This is a genomic window from Mesorhizobium sp. G2-6-1, from assembly GCF_055809095.1.
Window position 1 is genome coordinate 1,006,515 of sequence record NZ_CM147896.1, and the last position, 16,153, is coordinate 1,022,667.

Below are 16,153 nucleotides of genomic sequence, written 5' to 3' on the forward strand. Positions count from 1 at the left end.
CGGAAAACCGGTGCCCACTTTTCCTGCAATTGCTTTAAAAAGCCGTTCGCACTCGTCGTGGTAATATCGTCAGAAGGCTGAAACCGCGCGCCAGCAGGAAAACATGAAGCGCGGCCCATAGACCATAATTGCCGAAAATTGGCGTAAGCAGCAGCATCGCGGCAATGAATGCGAGAAACGATAAGAACATCATGTTGCGCATGTCGCGCGACCATGTGGCACCGATAAACACGCCATCCATCTCAAATGCCAGCACGCCGCTCAATGCCGTGAACGCCGCCCACGGCAGATAGGTGTCGGCCATGGCCTGCACATCGCGGGATGTTGTTATCACCGCCACCAGATCGGCACCGAAAAGCAGGAAGACAAGCGTTGCCGCGCCAGACAGTGCAAAACCCCAAACCAGTGTAAGACGCACCGCCTGTCTGAACGAAACCGGAGCGCGAGCTCCTATAGCCCGGCCAGCAAGCTGTTCGGCGGCCGTTGCAAATCCGTCGAGGAAATAGCCGGCAACGAGGAAGAAATTCATCAAAACCGCATTGGCTGCCAATGTCACGGTACCAAATTGCGCACCTTGCCTGGTAAACAAGGCAAAGGCTGCGAGCAGCGAGAATGAGCGGATCATGATGTCTCTGTTCAGGGACAGCATCCGTGTGAACGCCGCCATATTGAACACCTGCTCTCTCGCCAGACGCGGCGCGAAAGAAAAACGCCTGCATATGATTGCAAGACCAAGAAGCACTGCTGCAAATTCGCCGATGACGGTGGCCCAGGCGACGCCAGCCACGCCCCAACCGAGCTCCAGCCCGAGAAAAACGCAAAGCGCAATATTGATGCCATTGAGAACGATCTGTAGCAGCAGGCCAAGCTTTGCCTCACCTCGACCCAGCACATAACCAAGTATGGCATAATTGATCAGCGAGAACGGTGCCGCGAGGAGCCTGATCTTGATGTAAACGCCCATCGCCTGACTGACACGCGGTTCGCCACCAATGAACCATTGCCCGCCCGCCGCAATCAATGGTGCAAGGACTGCCAGAACCACGCCTGCGATGACAGCGACAAGCACCGCGCGCCAAAACACCGCCTGCTCTTCCACAGCATCTTCGCGCCCGAAGGCCTGCGCGACAAGACCTGTCGTGCCCGAGCGCAGAAAGTTGAAAGTGGTGAAAACAACGTCGAAAATCAATGCGCCAGCAGCCAATCCGCCAAGCAATGCCGCATCGCCAAGCTGCCCGACAACTGCCGTATCGGTCAGGCCGAGCAGAGGCGTTGTGAGATAGGCAAGCGTCATCGGCACCGCGATGGAAAGCACCACCCGGTTGGAAACCGCGAATGGGCGCGCAACAACTTCCGATGCCAAATTCAGCGTCATAGTTCCACTCAGCACAGCCGATTCAATCAGGACCCTGCGCTATCATGGTGAAATCCGCCTATTTTCCGAGTTTGGCAATACGCAACAGCAAGAAAGCCGGAACGACAATGGCAGCGCCAAGCAGGATATAGCCGAGGAAGCGTTCGATCGCACGAAAGCCCATATTCCAGATGTCTCGAAAGACGTTCTGGATGCCAAGAAGCACGTCGGCTGGCGACCAGCCGAAAGCATTCATTACCAGCCCGACAAGGAAGGAGACGACGATAAGCTTCAGAATTACCTTGATCGGCGAATCGCCGAGAAAGTGGGTTAAAGCGGACAATGCCGTCTCCTCGAAAATCCGTGCCAGCGCGAGAGATACGCACTTGGCGCGAAAGCTGCAAGTGATGCGGCTTTGAGATTGCCCGAATAGCTGCTTGCATGCTAACCAAACCGAAGCGCGGGTATGATGTAATGGTAGCCTGTCAGCTTCCCAAGCTGAACGCGCGGGTTCGATTCCCGCTACCCGCTCCAATTCTATTTCCAGTAATGTGCGAGTACGTACGGTAACGCCTGAAAACGCTAATGTTTTTGCAATCGAGTGTCCGCTATCGTCCATTGCAATAGCTTGTCAGCCGATAAAATTGTCGGTATTTGTGACGGTATCGAGCGCCGCTATGAATACGGGTACCGTCAAATGCTCACTAATGTTGCTGTCCAGAACCTAAAACCATCCGCCAAGCCGTTCAAAACAACGGATTCAGGTGGTCTCTATGTTTTAACGACGCCTCATGGCACAAAGGCTTGGCGTCTCGATTATCGATTCTTCGGCACACGAAAAACGCTGGCCCTAGGCCAATATCCCAGCATTAGCCTCGCTGAGGCCAGAGAAAAACGGGATGCTGCGAAAAAGCTGTTAAGCGCAGGGAGGGACCCGTCATTACAGCGCAAGATTGAGCGAATCGCTGCCAAGACGGCGAATGCCAGTACGTTCGGAGCCGTGGCGAGCGAATTCCTTCAGCGGATAACTCAGCAGGGTCGAAGCCCCGCGACAGTTCAAAAGAACCGCTGGATGCTTGAAATAGTGTCGGTCAGGCTTCGTGATCGGCCTATCTCGGATATAACGGCCGCAGAGATACTAGACGTTTTGCAAACGGTAGAGCGCGCAGGCAAGCGAGATACCGCAATCGCAACAAGAGCCGCGATTAGTCGCGTCTTCAGGTTTGCCGTGGCCACTCTTAGGGCGAAAACCGATCCGACGTTTGCTTTAAGAGGAGCCCTCTCAGCTCCAAAAGTGGTGAACCGCGCCGCTATAACGGTTCCAGAACAGGTTGGCGGCTTAATGCGGGCGATTCGCGGATATGACGGCTGGCCGTCTCTAAAGGGCGCACTCGAAATACAAGCCTTGTGTTTCGCTCGACCGGGGAAACTCGTACGATGGCGTGGGGCGAGGTCGACTTGATCAATGCCGTCTGGTCGATCCCTGCTTCCAAGGCTAAGATGCGACGGCCCCACTCTATCCCGCTGTCTCGGCAAGCATTGGCAGTTTTCAAAGAGATGCAGCAGTTAAGCAAGGAAGGGGCAGTATTCCCTTCGATGATGTCCGGGAAATTGCATCTATCCGAAAACTCAATGAACTCCGCCCTGCGGCGGATGGGGTTCACCAAGGATCAGCATACCGCGCACGGGTTTCGAGCGACTGCGAGCACTATCCTCAATGAAAGCAAGCTATTTAGCTCCGACGTCATCGAGGCACAACTTGCACATGTTGAAGGCAACAAGGTACGCAGAGCCTATAATCGGGCAGAGTATTGGGACGATCGCGTTTACTTGATGCAATGGTGGGCCGATTTCCTCGACGAGATGCAGCTATCGCCAAAACGGGACAACGTCTGAGAAGTAGGTCTGCGGTTAATGATACTCGCTCGAAATAATTTCACTCCACCCGCTCAGATGCGGTTCAAATCTCACTACATCCAAGGCCATTTAGTTTTTATATTAATTGCTTATCTGTTTCACTTTTCGGCAATTCGTCTCTGTTTGGCAATACTCCCAAAGGCACCTTAAATTCGATAGAGTTTTCGTGGCCTAGAAATGCGCAGAGGTCAGGAGTTCGATCCTCCTCAGCTCCACCAGCGAAATTCTCGGAACCACTGCCCACAATTCACTGTCCGAGAAGTCACGTCATTTCCGTGGGTTAGCGGCATGTGGTGTTGCGGGAAGCCTTGCCAGAGACGCTATTTCGGGCTTTACGGCGCCAGTTGGGCCGAGCGTCTCTCGGCGCCCACCTTGCAGACCACAAGTTTGCAGGAATGATGGCGAGTGTGAAATTTCGCCGAACAGTACCCCCGAGCTATAAAACACGAACCGACTGATTTGACTAAACTTTCAGATTTTGGAACAAAGTTACAGCAGGCGCAATTTTAGCCAATATGAAACGACCGATTTATTACGTCATATCAACATGATAGAGCCTGCTCGCGGAGGGTCCATGCTCGCCGCGATTTTACACCAGGAAGCACGGGAGGCGTGTAGACAAAAAGCCACGTCCGACCGGCTTATTTCAAACGATGCAAGATCAATGTTTCAGGAGCGCCTTCCCTGAATGATGCGGTCTAAGATCATTGCGCAGAATAGTATTGCAAAACCTGCTAGTATGCCTTGTCCCTCTGAAGCGTATTGCAATGCTTCGAGAACGTCTTCGCCAAGTCCCTTGGCTCCGATGAGCGAAGCGATGACAACCATGGACAAGCTGAGCATGATGGTTTGGTTGATTCCGGCCATTATCGACGGCGCAGCAAGGGGTAGATCTACCCGAAACAGCAGATAAGCTGGACTTGCACCAAAGGCAATTGCGGCCTCACGGACGGCTTCGGGAACGCCTCTGATCCCTAGGACCGTCATGCGGATGACCGGCGGGCTACCGAAAATCAGCGTTGCGATGATTCCCGCCGGTTTGCCTGTACCGAAAAATGCGATGACCGGGATGAGATAGACGAACGACGGCATGGTTTGCATAAAGTCCAGTGCTGGGCGCACAAGAACGTAGAGTTTCGGCTTACGCGCGCAGAGAATACCAATGGGCAACCCGAAAAAGATGCTAATACATGCAGCAGTACCCAGCAATGCCACCGTTGCCATCGCCTTATCCCAAAATCCGAGAAATCCGATATAGAGAAGGGCGGCACACGCGAAGATTGCCACCCGAACGCCGGCTGAGCGCCAAGCCAGCAAGACCACGATAATCAGTATCACGACCCATGGGGTATCAACAAAAATTGTCTCTAGCGCATCGAGCAACGTGCGGATTAAAAGAGTGATACCGTCGAATACTGCTTCCCATTGGTTTGTCATTCGTCCAAACCAATCCTTGATTTCCGAGGCCATGGTTAGACGATAAGTCTTGTCGGTGGGGAATTCGATCAGTATCCATGTCGGGATAGACAGAGTGAATTTTGCCAATGTCGCCGTATAGACCAGCATGACCAGCCCGATTGCCCCTGCAACTGAAAGCGGGCGGATGCCAGCAGGCAAAGACGGCTCTGACCGCCATTTGTTGAACTGTTTTTCGAAAAGCCAATTTGCAAGAATTGCTTCAGTCAGCTTGACCAGTAGTAGAGAAGTCAGCCCGATTGCTACAAGGGTCACACCGTTGCTCGACAGGGCATCGATCTGCGCATGTGAGGCTGAGAGCGCGTGCGCCAACGACTCTGCTGCACGATGTAGGGAATCAACATTGTCAGCACCGGTCTTCAATGCTTCTGCGGCCTGTTCTCTGCGTTCTTCGAGAATGGCAGCGATATTGGCCGCACGAGCCTTTTCCTCAAGAGCGAGATCGCTAAACAAACCTCGGAACAGGGGGATCAGGGTGATGACCTCGAGCACCGCAAATGGCAAGACCCAGTTCCAGAGATTGCGTGTCCCGTACCAAATGGGGCCAAGCAAAAACGCCAGAAAGTTGAACGTAGCGCGGAAACGGGCGGCCTGACCAATTTTAGCAAATTGCACGATATAATAATCGGAATTGGGACCGACAAATCTCCGAACGAGGGCTTCAATTTTGTCATCGTTGCGAGCTTGGGTTTCAGAATGTTTCGAATTCATCGCCTGTGTCCCTGTATGCCCTGCAACAGGTCCTTGCCGGTCACTATCCCTATGGCGTTTTCGTCGCTGTCAATGACGATGATAGGCTTGCTATAAAACTGGATGTTCACATCAATGAGACTGTTGAGATCGCTATCCTCGTGTACGGTTGGCGAGTTGGCCGGTACAGGTGGATTCTCCGCCTTGTAGCGGTCAATGGGCTGCATGATGGTGTGAGCAAACACTAATTTCAACCGGGATATCCCTGCAACAAAGTCCGCAACGTAGTCGTCGGCCGGAGCAGTCACGATCTGTTCGGCTGTTCCGATCTGCACGATCTCGCCGTCCTTCATAATCGCGATACGGTTGCCGATTCGGATAGCCTCATCCAAATCATGGGTGATGAAAACAGTGGTCTTGCGTAGGTTCGCGGAAAGCGCCATGAATTGCCCCTGAAGCTGTCGGCGGATAAGTGGGTCGAGGGCACTGAAGGGCTCGTCCATGAGTAGAATGTCTGGATCCGCGGCGAGCGCGCGGGCAAGGCCAACCCGTTGCTGCATCCCGCCTGAAAGTTCATTCGCGTATTTGTCTTCCCACCCCTCGAGTTCCACCATGGAAATCGAGTTCTCTGCCATTCTACGACGTTCGGTTTTGCCAACGCCGCGCACCTCGAGTGGTAGAGCGACATTGTCGCGCACCGTACGGTGCGGCATCAGGCCGAAATTCTGGAAGACCATTCCGATCTTTGCATTGCGCAACTGTCTCAGATCGCGTTGCCTGAGTGACATGACATCTACGCCTCCAACTTCAATCTTGCCGTCCGTTGGTTCGAGTAGGCGGTTGATATGGCGCACCAAGGTGGATTTACCGCTCCCCGACAGGCCCATGACGCAGAAAATTTCACCCTTTACGACCGAGAATGACGCGTCAGCTACCCCAACGGCGCAGTCGAAGCGACTAAGAACATCTGCCTTGCTCAATCCGTCCTCGCGAACGGCATTGAGAGCTTCTCCGGCGCGTGAACCGAATATCTTCCAGACATTCTGCAATCGGATGACGTCTTGAACTGTTGCAGATGGCATTTTCAATTCCAGTCTCTGGTGCGATAAATGTGTTCCGTCTTGGCTCGAGAGCACCGCCTCCGAGATGGAGGCGGTGCATTTAGATCACGGGAATCTAGAGTCGAATCGATCCGAAATCATGAGCATGATCGATTGCAATAGTTTAGTGTGGGGTCCGGGATGAAAACTGGCACCCACTATTTCTCACCCTCATTCAAATCGCTTTGATCCGACAACAAATCGCAACGCTTTGGCACGAATCTGATCGGGCCTCTACAGTCCCAGCCAGCTATTGACCATGTCTGGGTTCGCTGCGATCCATTCGCGTACGACCTCATCAGGCTCTCGCTTTTCTGTGGCCACGGCATTTGTCCAAGCGCTGACAGTATCCGTGTCCAGATCGATCCTTGATAGAAGATCCGCTACTTGAGGCGCGCGCGTCTCTAGCGATTTGGAATAGGCAATGCGCGCAGTCACTACTGGGTCGGCCGATTTCACGGTCGATTTCGCAAACCAGTCAGGATCCTTGTCCGGCTGCACCACAACGTAATTGGCGGGATCATTTGCAGGTTCATCCAGCTTAGTAAGATCGTAGAGCGTGAAAATGAAATGTGGCTTATAGCAGGCAAAGACCATTGGCTTGTGTTGCTGAATGGCAGTTCCGAGTTTCGCATATGCAATGGCTTCCTCTTCTGTGGTTCCGATAAAAAAGTTTCCGATACCGTAATCGCGTACTTTGACCTGGCGAATTTTCGAGGCCGTCCACGCCTCTGGCCCAACCCAGATTTCGCCCTTGCCGTCCTTATCACTGTCAAAAAGCGCTGCCGCTTCCGGGGTCGCCAAATCAAAAACCGACTTGATATTGTTCTCTTTCGCCACGTAGCTCGGAACGCAGAATCCCGAACTCGCTTCATAGCTTCCCTTGCCTAGTACTACCGTTTTGTTGCCGTCGACATATTCGTCAGTCAGGCTGGAAACGTTGGGCAACCAGACGTCTGGATGCACGTCGATGTCGCCCTTGCCACGATCCATAGCTTTGAAGATTATGGGATTGGTACCAGTCACCGTCTCGGCTTCCACCCCGAGTTTTTCGGTGACGATTACCTTGATAAGGCTAGCAATAACTTTTGCCCCCGTCCAAGTCGGTTCGCCGATCATTATCTTCTCTTGGGCGATTGAAGCGCCTGAAAGAAACAGGACGACACCGATTGCAACAATCAATTTCGATATCCAATATTTCATCATCTTTCCTCCATGTTATTGCAGTTTGTTGTCAGCTTGGTCGTCTCACACTGCGGTCTGCGCGTTCAGGTCGGCCATCAGCGCATGCGCTTCGTCGCCCATCCGGGTGAACTGATTGTTGGGGAACTGGAACGTCCGATTTGTACCATCCACGATCGCCGCCGGATTCGGCTCGATCCGAAGTTCCACAAATACAGGTCCAGTCTGAACCAGTAGACTTTCTATTTCCGTGGCGAGTGTATCGGCGTCGTCGAAACAATGACATTGGCGATATCCCACAGCTTTGGCGACGGCGTCGAACTTCAAACTGTCTTTTGCAGGCAGTGGCAAATTTGCCAATCCTTCAAAGTTGACCCGATTGCCAATCACGAAATGAATGAAGTTTTCGGGTGCCGCGTCAACCACCGTCGCGAGCGAGCCAAGTTGCATCAGCAGGCTGGCATCTCCGTCAATGACGATGATGCGCCGGTCGGGTTGCGCAAGCGCGAGGCCAAGCCCCAAACCGACCGCCCCACCCATCAGAGGCACCGACGACACAGTCATGCTGCCATCCGATACCTTAAAGAACTCGGCCATACCCGTCATCGTAGATACAACGATCGCCATGCCGCGATGATCAGCGATCAATTTGCAGGCCTGTGCTGTTTTCATGGTCATTTCATGCATCCCATGCTGTGCGGGCGCCAACAACGATCGCTGCAGGCTTCATTTCGCTTCTTGCCTTTTCGTAGAAACGTGGGATCCCGATTTCGTCGCCCGGCGCATTGAGTTTGAGGATGTCCATACCCAATAGGCTTAGCATCGGCTCTAGAAGGCGAACGACGCGGCGTTCCGATTGAGCCGGATCTCGACCTTGATTTTCATCTTCTCTACCAAACTGACCAATCATGAAAACGATGGGAAGACGTGCGTCCAGACCAGCCCCTCGGACTGCGTTAATGCAGGCCAGAAAACCTTGATTTTGGATGATTGTCAGCGGTCGTTTTCCACCTATGATTAGCCCAGCGGCGCAAGTCGTGGCCTGCTCTTCGGTGGTGCAGCGGACGTAGCGGCAATCGGGTACACCCCGCTCCAATTCTGCGTGCACCGATAGCTGGACGAAGTCCGGTACAGTAGTGACAAAGTCGATTCGCGCATCCACCATTTGTTTCAGGATTGCTGAGGCTTTTATCGAGTAATTTTCTGGCTTCATTATGCGTGTTCCTCACTGTTTCGCATTGCGAAGGTCAGATGTGGCTGCAAAGGCGAAGTGAATCGTAAATCGCTGTATGGATGTCGCGCCCCGCGACTGCATCGCCGACGCGATAGAGTTCATATTGGTTGTGCGAGCGCGGCCAGGGCTGCTGCTTACCAGCAACTATGGCCTCGATATCCGTCACACCATTGTTGATAGAACCGGATTTCAACGCATGAAATAGATCCTCGATCGGCAGTGTACCGGCCTCTACGACGACGAGATCGCACAGCAGAGTTACTTCTTCTTCGGTTAGCGTGTTCGCAAACCGTACCTGGTGTCCGAGATTGGTTTTCGTGACCGAGACCATTCGTTGGTCCAGCACCACCTCGATGCCCCGTTGATAGAGCCGTTTCCGCTGCACGATGCGTTCATTGTAATTAGCATCGATGGCCAGCATTTGTTGTGATGTTATCAGCCTCACCACAACGCCCTTGTCCGCAAGGTATTCTGCGCAGGTTGCTGCGTTCACAAGTCCAAGGCTGTCGAATACGATCGCTGTCCGGATGTTCACCACAGGTGCGGTTACCGTGTCCCATAGCGATTGGCAGAACTCTCCCCTTCAATACTGTCAATGTCGGGAATGCCGCCAGTCGCCAAAATAACAACATCGGGGTCGAGAATTTCCACGTCATGGGCCTCAGCATAGCAATTGTAGCGCACGTCGACGCCGAGCATCTTGATCTCATTCTCCAACCAGTCTGAAATCGCTAGGAGGTCGCGACGCCATCCCACTTGACTCGCAATCAGGATCTGGCCGCCCAACCTGTCCGAAGCCTCCAGAAGTACAACCTCATGCCCTCTCGCGGCACATACACGTGCCGCTTCAAGTCCTGCTGGTCCGCCACCAACCACAACAACACGGCGTCCCGTACTGCTGTCTTTGGAAATAGTATGCGACAATTTCTGTTCGCGGCCGGTGGCAGCATTATGAATGCAGACTCGACGGGGCGAACTGCACATTGCAGCCCCGATGCACGGACGGATCCGGTCTTCCTCACCAGCTTCTATTTTGTTTACGATGTGAGGATCGGCAATATGGGCACGCGTCATACCAACGAGATCTAGAAGTTCCGATCTGATCGCATGGCGTGCCGTTGCCACATCGGTTATTCTTCCTGCGTGTAAGATAGGTTTAATCACTTCTCGGCGGAATGCCCCGATAGTTTCGAGAAACGGAGCGATCGAAATCGACATTCCGGGCATATTCTGTGTAGCTAGGGCCAGTTCGGTGTCCATTCGGCCATAGTTAAGGTTGAAAAAGTCGACCGTTCCAGCGCGTTCGAATAGCTGTGCGACCGCCACACAATCCTCAAAGCCCAATCCTCCCGCACCGCCTTCAATCGCGGGCATCCGCATTCCGACGATAAAGTCGTCACCGACACGTCCGCGAATTTCGTCAATAACCATCAATCCGAAGCGCGCACGGTTCTCAAGAGATCCACCATATTCATCCTGACGTAGGTTACTGTGAGGAGACAGGAACTGCCCGACCAGGTGGGAGGCGGCAATGATCTCGCATCCGTCGAGCCCGCCTTCCTTGCAGCGCCAGGCGGCATCTCCGAAATTCCTGACAACCCGCTTGATGTCAGAGGCGTCCATGTCTCGAGGAAATGACCGGTGCAGCGTTTCGCGAACACGGCTTGGTGCGATGGGGACAAGCCAGTTATCGGCAAATGCCGTGGTACGCCGCCCCATGTGAGTAATCTGACACATCACGGCGCAGTCATAAGCATGTATGCGCTCAGAAAATTGCTGGAAATAGGGAATGACGGAATCATCCCCGATGTACAACTGTCCGAAAACAGATGCGGAATCCGGCGCGATGTTGGAGGAGCCCCCGAACATCGTCATACCTATGCCGCCCTTAGCTTTTTCCTCGTGGTAGCGTTGATAGCGCTCCTGCGGCTTACCATCCACGTCATAGGAGATAGCATGGCTGGTGCTGATGATCCGATTCTTTAGCCTGAGATGCTTCAGTTGGAAACTCTGCAAGAGCGGATCTGTTTTGGCCTCAAATTGCAACATTTGTATTTTCTTCGCCAACAAGATCGTTGAATTGGATCAGAGATTTTAAGCCGGCAATTCCGCTTTGCGTTTGGCGATGAATGCCAGGAGTTCCTCGTCTACCGCCTGATCGATTGGTGGGGTTTGATAGTCGGCCAGACGTTTCTTCCATAACGCATTGGCCCGTTGACTCAGATCGGTTGCCCCGTTCTCCTTCCATTGCTCGAAGGAACTATTGTCATTCAAATTGCTTTCATAGAAGGCGGACTTGTATCGCTTCATTGTATGGGCGCATCCTAAAAAATGGTTGCCCGGCCCGACTTCGTGATAGGCATCTAGGCCGAATTCCTCAGCGCCTAAATCTATACCCTCAAGCAGACGCTGCATTCCTGCGAGATTGTCAGTATCCGTTATGAATTTTTCATAGCTAATTGCTAGGCCGCCTTCGAGAGAGCCAGCCGCGTGCACGACAAAATTCGTTCCTGCCAATACCGTCGCCATCATGAAACTTGTCGCTTCCTGCATGCATTGCGCGTCCAATATCTTAGATGTCGAATGAGAGCCGCCCCCGCGCCATGGTACACCGAGTCGGCGTGCAAGCTGGCCGAACGCCAGCATTGTCAGCATGGGTTCCGGCCCGCGCGAAGGTGCACCGCTGCGCATGTTGATTGCGGTCGAAAGAAGGGCCAGCATCACCGGCGTGCCGGGATTGATCAGTTGCGCCAGAGCAATTCCGGCCATGCTTTCCGCCAAGGCTTGCGCAACATTCGAGGCGACTGTTGTCGGCCCCATAGCACCCGCGATCAGAAAGGGTGATACGATGACCGCCTGTCCAGCACGGGCGTACACTTTCAATGCTCCGGTCATCGTGCCATCTAGCAGGAGCGGAGAATTGACGTTGATCAGGTTGATGAGACAACAGTTGTTGTCTGCAACCTCTCTGCCGAAGACGATCCGTGCCATTTCAAGGCTGTCTTCAGCGCGTTCCGGTGCGGTGACTGCGCCCATGAATGCCTTGTCGGAAAAGCGGATATGGTTGTAGTTCATTTCCAGATGGCGATGAGGGATCGCAACGTCGACCGGTTCGCACACAACCCCGCCCGAGTGATGAATGCTGTCCGCAGAATAGGCAAGCTTGACCAGATTACGGAAATCTTCGTTGGTGGCGTAGCGACGGTCAAAATCCAGACTGCGAATGAACGGTGGTCCATACGCCGGAGCGAATACGACGTTGTCACCACCAAAAACCACCGATTTTGCGGGATTTCGTGCAAGCTGTCGGAACTGCCGAGGTGCAGATTTACTGATTATTTCGCGAAGGAGGCCCGGCTCAAATCTGACACGCTCGTCCTCTACCTTTGCGCCAGCATTTCTCCATATATCAAGAATTTCCGGATCGCCCCTGAAATCCATTCCAACTTCGGCCAACAATCTGTCTGACTGATCTTCGATCGAGGCAAGGCCATCCTCGGAGACCATCTCATACGCCGGAATGACGCGTTTGATATAGGGAGGTATGTCCTTACCAATTGGTGGGTGGTTTCCTTGTTCTCACGACGCCGCGAATTCGAGCGGCGACGTGGTGGCAAGTGGGCAGTGGGGCTAGACATCAAGCACCTCAGATGCAACAGGATCGGCATCAATACTCACACATCTGTCGTGTTTGGGAAGATCACAATTCTTGCTAGGCTTATTACATTTCTTAATAGCGTTTGACGGAACAGGTCAGGCTGATGCTAGATAGATCAAGTCTATGCAGCAGCAGGTTGGAATGGCCAGCACACTCAATAAAAGCGTTCCATCCCTAAAATGCCTATTGGCATTCGAAGCTGTGGCCAGAACGGGCAGCTTCTCGAACGCGGCGAAAGAGCTGAATGTCACCCAACCCGCAGTAAGCCGTCTTGTGGGGAAATTGGAAATGCACCTAGGTGTGAAGCTTTTGTCTCGCACTCCGTTAGGGGTGATTCCGACAATATCCGGGGAGAAGCTCCATGAAACAGTATCTGTCGCTTTCAACAACATTGATGCCAAGATCGATGAGATCACAAGGCATGAAAGCGCCCGAAACAGGGTTACTGTCTCGATCTCCACGGCAATCGCGACCCATTGGTTTCTACCTAGGTTGGCGGATTTTTACAGATCTTTCCCACGGATAGACCTTCAATTCCAACTCGCTGACAGCGAGGCGACCGGATCACTTAACGGAGCGGATTTGGGGGTTCGCTTGGTGGCCGAGTCTCCAATTGATGGAAGTGGCGCTTTCATTGCTTTCGAAAAAATACTGGCTGTATGTAGCCAACGTTACCAAATCGACAACGGGGGCCTGCAAAATTCAGGAACGAATCATACTTTGATTCATCTCGATCAACCCAGATTTTCGTGGAAGGAGTACTTTGATCAGGCGGAGATTGGCTCCTTCGCAGGTTTTCGATCTCTCACCTTCAGCGACTATTCTCTGGCTATACAAGCGGCAGCGGATGGCCAAGGTATAGCAATGGGATGGAATCTTGTAGTAGCAGATAAACTTCGTTCAGGGCAACTTGTGCCCGCTTCAGCTCATCGGTTGACGACAGGACGATGCTATTATGTGATCTATGATCCCATCCATGCTCTAAGCGCGGCGGCGAAGAACGTTAAGACATGGTTGATTGACCAGATGAAGTTTGATCTGGCTACACCTGTCCAGGATCAGCGCCAATCATCTTAGCACATGTCTCAAAAACCGGCACCACCTCATTCCTCTCTCGATACACCCAGTTTTGTTTGATTGGAGCTGATCCAGTAACTGCATTCAAGGATATTGAACCCGAATTCATTTTACGAGAGGCGAAAGCCAATTTCTATAGCCGCTTGGAGAGCATGGCTATCTTCTGGGTTCACACTGTGGAACACTAGCGATTGGTTATAGTAACAATGCCCATGACGGGATCTACGACAAGGCTATCTCCAGTCTGAATCAGCCCGGTGACGTCGCCATCCTCGAATCTGTCGACCATGGTCAAGTTGGCGAAGGCGGCACCCTGCGCCAGGATCGTGTTTGCAGCATTGAAGATAATCGCCTTGGGCACGAGGTTGCGAGATGCCATTTCATGCAACATCCAGGCCGAAGCGACACCACCTTTTGCGGTGTTGAGCACCAATATCCTGCCACTATAGGTTTCGCCGTAAAGCTTGTGCTGCGGTCGGGAAAAGACCCCCGTGATCCGGTTTAAATCGTAGCGCGCGGAGAAGTTGTCGTCAGCAACCAGTGCTTCTCCCTCGACCTTTTCGCCAATCCCGACATGGCATCTCAACTGGATGGACATCAGACAATCTCTCCGGCGATTGCAGAAGCGATGCATCTTTCCATGGAGGCCAACGCCGGCTGATAGCCGTAGCCACCCAGAATATTCACGATCTTGGCGGAGTTGGAGAGCAAACGCTTCCAGCCGTTCGCCTCGCCTATCTCACGGGCGTATTGTTGATAAAAGCAGGTGCCTTGCAGCACTTTGCCGCCAAAACTTTCGATGGTTTCATTGTAGCCCATTCGCTGCGCGTCGATATATACGCTTGGCGCGGTGCAAACGATGAGAGCCGTATCCTTGCTGATGGCTTTGCCCTGGCAGAGTATGGCGACCTGCTGCATTTCCACCAGCGAGAGCTGCGGTGCGGCAAAGACGACGACATCGACCTTTTCGCCGATCCCGCCGTAGGGCTGGCGCAGGAGATCGAGGTCAGCCTGGCCGATTTCAACGACGGGAAGGTTCGCGGCGTTGACATCGGCTAGCGTTCCACATTCCGGTGTGATGCCAACAATATGGAATAGTGGCGTCGAGCCATAGCTGGCCATGGCCGCACCCATATGCTTGAGTTGATCCGAGGTCGGGGCCTTTTCAATGCCCTCGACAACGGGGATTTCCCAATAGGAACCTGCCTTGCGCCCGATTACGGCACCGAGCACGCCCCAGTCTGTCAGACCATTCGGTTGTTCGCACACACGATATCTGCGCGTTGCCCGGCGATGTTTGTCGAGATGCAGCCCGTAGCGCGGTGTTCGCCCGGTCAACCCCGCCGCAAGGGCTGATGGCCCGCCTTCAAAGTTCGATCTGGCACCACAAACACTGTTCGAATAGATCACGACGCCGGTATCACCATAGGCCACGTGATCGCCCATCACTGGCGGCATAATTGTCTGGTAGTTGATACAGGTATCGGTCATCATGATCCCCAGCTTGCGACAGGCGGCCACAAAGCGGCGTTCCAGGTCAGCCATTTCCTCGGTTTGACCAAGCGGATCGTAATAGGTGAGATCGACGCCACGCGGGTCCGTGATCGTCGGCACCCTTACCTGACGTTGTGCCTCGGGCAACGCCGAGAACCGCTCGACGAACTCTACGCCGGCCAGCCCTACTGACTCGGGATCACCCATCATGTGGGCTTGGCTGACTGGCACCAAATCTTGCGCATCGAACATACGCCCGACTTTAACCTGGTGATCCATTGCCCATTGTCTTGCCAAGCCCATTTCTCCGGCGAGCATGGCTTTTTCCTCGTCGTTCAGCTTCAAATCCGATCTCCTATTTAGCCGTGGTCGCGTTTCGGATTGTAGACAATCAGGACTAGGGTCAGGACTCATTAATGTGATTGAAATGGCGGCTGAAACGGCAATGAGGAGCAAGGAGAAGCGCGAAGAGCGGGGTCCACCCCCGGTCGAGCGGTTCGACGACGCAGGTCGCAGCCGTTTCGCCGTCAGCAAGGATATGGCCAATTTGCCCGCCTACAGCGTCGCAAGCCCTTGAAAACCGGGTGGTTTCCTGCGGGCTTTCTCCTCGTATCCGAACAAATTTGCTCATACCAGTCCAACCAGATTAATGGGTCCTGACCCTAATGCATGTCGCCCCAAAGTGTGCATCGGTTTTGGGACAACGACATGCACAAAACAAGGGCTTAAAGCACTCTGCATGAATCCCTTTAGACGCGACGCGCTTTAACGCAAGATATCTCGTGCTACGCCAAGACGCAGATACATCAAAACATTGCAGCCAAGTGAATCGGATCATCCTCAGTAAATATTGTCCAGAGTATAGCCGCTAGCACCCTTGTCGAGAGCTTGAGAGACGGAAGCGATCTGATCGTCATGCCGCGAGCCCGGAAAGGCAAACAACTCGGCCCCGAAGGCGGCAAGCCAGGACG

16 protein-coding genes and 1 tRNA gene are annotated in these 16,153 nt (G+C 53.3%); 5 read left to right on the forward strand and 12 right to left on the reverse strand.

What is annotated here, in order from left to right:
• Positions 1–34 precede the first annotated feature (34 nt).
• The gene (locus AC0L7S_RS04780) at positions 35–1,375 is read right to left on the reverse strand and encodes an MATE family efflux transporter (protein ID WP_473473313.1); all 1,341 of its coding nucleotides are present in this window, start codon (positions 1,373–1,375) and stop codon (positions 35–37) included.
• Positions 1,376–1,433: 58 nt separating this feature from the next.
• Positions 1,434–1,697, reverse strand: coding sequence for a DUF6460 domain-containing protein (locus tag AC0L7S_RS04785; protein WP_473473314.1), 264 nt, complete (start codon positions 1,695–1,697; stop codon positions 1,434–1,436).
• 117 nt (positions 1,698–1,814) lie between these two features.
• Here AC0L7S_RS04785 and AC0L7S_RS04790 point away from each other — a divergent pair.
• The 3 genes from AC0L7S_RS04790 (at position 1,815) to AC0L7S_RS04800 (ending at position 3,250) form a co-directional block, all read left to right on the forward strand.
• Positions 1,815–1,888: transfer RNA gene (locus AC0L7S_RS04790), tRNA-Gly, on the forward strand.
• Between the two features lie 163 nt (positions 1,889–2,051).
• Positions 2,052–2,816: a tyrosine-type recombinase/integrase gene (locus tag AC0L7S_RS04795; protein WP_473474182.1), complete on the forward strand. Its 765-nt coding sequence runs from the start codon at positions 2,052–2,054 to the stop codon at positions 2,814–2,816.
• Positions 2,792–3,250, forward strand: a complete 459-nt coding sequence (locus AC0L7S_RS04800) for a tyrosine-type recombinase/integrase (protein WP_473473315.1) — start codon at positions 2,792–2,794, stop codon at positions 3,248–3,250. Before AC0L7S_RS04795 ends, AC0L7S_RS04800 begins: the two co-directional genes overlap by 25 nt.
• Before the next feature lie 690 nt (positions 3,251–3,940).
• On the opposite strand, the gene AC0L7S_RS04805 is transcribed toward AC0L7S_RS04800, so the two are convergent.
• The 8 genes from AC0L7S_RS04805 to AC0L7S_RS04840 all read right to left on the reverse strand — a co-directional run bounded on the left by AC0L7S_RS04805 (position 3,941) and on the right by AC0L7S_RS04840 (position 12,460).
• Positions 3,941–5,458, reverse strand: coding sequence for an ABC transporter permease (locus tag AC0L7S_RS04805; RefSeq protein ID WP_473473316.1), 1,518 nt, complete (start codon positions 5,456–5,458; stop codon positions 3,941–3,943).
• Positions 5,455–6,519 (reverse strand): quaternary amine ABC transporter ATP-binding protein, encoded by a 1,065-nt coding sequence (locus AC0L7S_RS04810; RefSeq protein WP_473473317.1) that lies wholly within the window; start codon positions 6,517–6,519, stop codon positions 5,455–5,457. Before AC0L7S_RS04810 ends, AC0L7S_RS04805 begins: the two co-directional genes overlap by 4 nt.
• 252 nt (positions 6,520–6,771) lie before the next feature.
• A complete protein-coding gene (locus tag AC0L7S_RS04815) occupies positions 6,772–7,743 on the reverse strand; it encodes an ABC transporter substrate-binding protein (protein WP_473473318.1) in 972 nt (323 codons plus the stop codon).
• 42 nt (positions 7,744–7,785) lie between these two features.
• Positions 7,786–8,397 carry a thiamine pyrophosphate-dependent enzyme gene (locus tag AC0L7S_RS04820; protein ID WP_473473319.1) on the reverse strand — a complete coding sequence of 204 codons (612 nt, stop codon included), beginning with the start codon at positions 8,395–8,397 and terminating at the stop codon, positions 7,786–7,788.
• A 1-nt stretch (position 8,398) separates the two neighbouring features.
• The gene (locus AC0L7S_RS04825; RefSeq protein WP_473473320.1) at positions 8,399–8,932 is read right to left on the reverse strand and encodes a hypothetical protein; all 534 of its coding nucleotides are present in this window, start codon (positions 8,930–8,932) and stop codon (positions 8,399–8,401) included.
• 34 nt (positions 8,933–8,966) lie between these two features.
• On the reverse strand, positions 8,967–9,491 hold the full coding sequence (locus AC0L7S_RS04830; protein WP_473473321.1) for a hypothetical protein: 525 nt from the start codon (positions 9,489–9,491) through the stop codon (positions 8,967–8,969).
• 8 nt (positions 9,492–9,499) lie between these two features.
• A complete protein-coding gene (locus AC0L7S_RS04835; protein ID WP_473473322.1) occupies positions 9,500–11,002 on the reverse strand; it encodes an oxidoreductase in 1,503 nt (500 codons plus the stop codon).
• Positions 11,003–11,047: 45 nt separating this feature from the next.
• Positions 11,048–12,460, reverse strand: a complete 1,413-nt coding sequence (locus AC0L7S_RS04840) for a trimethylamine methyltransferase family protein (protein ID WP_473473323.1) — start codon at positions 12,458–12,460, stop codon at positions 11,048–11,050.
• Between the two features lie 292 nt (positions 12,461–12,752).
• Here AC0L7S_RS04840 and AC0L7S_RS04845 point away from each other — a divergent pair, with 292 nt between their 5' ends.
• A complete protein-coding gene (locus AC0L7S_RS04845; RefSeq protein ID WP_473473324.1) occupies positions 12,753–13,688 on the forward strand; it encodes a LysR substrate-binding domain-containing protein in 936 nt (311 codons plus the stop codon).
• 184 nt (positions 13,689–13,872) lie between these two features.
• Here AC0L7S_RS04845 and AC0L7S_RS04850 read toward each other — a convergent pair whose 3' ends face one another.
• Together AC0L7S_RS04850 and AC0L7S_RS04855 are read right to left on the reverse strand one after the other, a co-directional pair.
• Positions 13,873–14,286 (reverse strand): aconitase X swivel domain-containing protein, encoded by a 414-nt coding sequence (locus tag AC0L7S_RS04850; protein ID WP_473473325.1) that lies wholly within the window; start codon positions 14,284–14,286, stop codon positions 13,873–13,875.
• Complete coding sequence (locus AC0L7S_RS04855; protein ID WP_473473326.1) at positions 14,286–15,527, reverse strand: aconitase X; 1,242 nt, start codon at positions 15,525–15,527, stop codon at positions 14,286–14,288. The genes AC0L7S_RS04850 and AC0L7S_RS04855 overlap by 1 nt, the downstream gene beginning before the upstream one ends.
• Before the next feature lie 73 nt (positions 15,528–15,600).
• Here AC0L7S_RS04855 and AC0L7S_RS04860 point away from each other — a divergent pair, with 73 nt between their 5' ends.
• On the forward strand, positions 15,601–15,759 hold the full coding sequence (locus AC0L7S_RS04860; RefSeq protein ID WP_473473327.1) for a hypothetical protein: 159 nt from the start codon (positions 15,601–15,603) through the stop codon (positions 15,757–15,759).
• The last annotated feature ends 394 nt before the right edge of the window (positions 15,760–16,153 follow it).

Excerpts from the sequence above, each read along its gene's own strand:
- AC0L7S_RS04845 (WP_473473324.1), top strand. The coding sequence starts at position 12,753 with ATGGCCAGCACACTCAATAAAAGCGTTCCATCCCTAAAATGCCTATTG.
- AC0L7S_RS04840 (WP_473473323.1), bottom strand. The coding sequence starts at position 12,460 with ATGGTCTCCGAGGATGGCCTTGCCTCGATCGAAGATCAGTCAGACAGA.
- AC0L7S_RS04820 (WP_473473319.1), bottom strand. The coding sequence starts at position 8,397 with ATGACCATGAAAACAGCACAGGCCTGCAAATTGATCGCTGATCATCGC.
- AC0L7S_RS04805 (WP_473473316.1), bottom strand. The coding sequence starts at position 5,458 with ATGAATTCGAAACATTCTGAAACCCAAGCTCGCAACGATGACAAAATT.
- AC0L7S_RS04795 (WP_473474182.1), top strand. The coding sequence starts at position 2,052 with ATGCTCACTAATGTTGCTGTCCAGAACCTAAAACCATCCGCCAAGCCG.
- AC0L7S_RS04835 (WP_473473322.1), bottom strand. The coding sequence starts at position 11,002 with ATGTTGCAATTTGAGGCCAAAACAGATCCGCTCTTGCAGAGTTTCCAA.
- AC0L7S_RS04800 (WP_473473315.1), top strand. The coding sequence starts at position 2,792 with ATGGCGTGGGGCGAGGTCGACTTGATCAATGCCGTCTGGTCGATCCCT.
- AC0L7S_RS04825 (WP_473473320.1), bottom strand. The coding sequence starts at position 8,932 with ATGAAGCCAGAAAATTACTCGATAAAAGCCTCAGCAATCCTGAAACAA.
- AC0L7S_RS04850 (WP_473473325.1), bottom strand. The coding sequence starts at position 14,286 with ATGTCCATCCAGTTGAGATGCCATGTCGGGATTGGCGAAAAGGTCGAG.
- AC0L7S_RS04780 (WP_473473313.1), bottom strand. The coding sequence starts at position 1,375 with ATGACGCTGAATTTGGCATCGGAAGTTGTTGCGCGCCCATTCGCGGTT.
- AC0L7S_RS04810 (WP_473473317.1), bottom strand. The coding sequence starts at position 6,519 with ATGCCATCTGCAACAGTTCAAGACGTCATCCGATTGCAGAATGTCTGG.
- AC0L7S_RS04815 (WP_473473318.1), bottom strand. The coding sequence starts at position 7,743 with ATGATGAAATATTGGATATCGAAATTGATTGTTGCAATCGGTGTCGTC.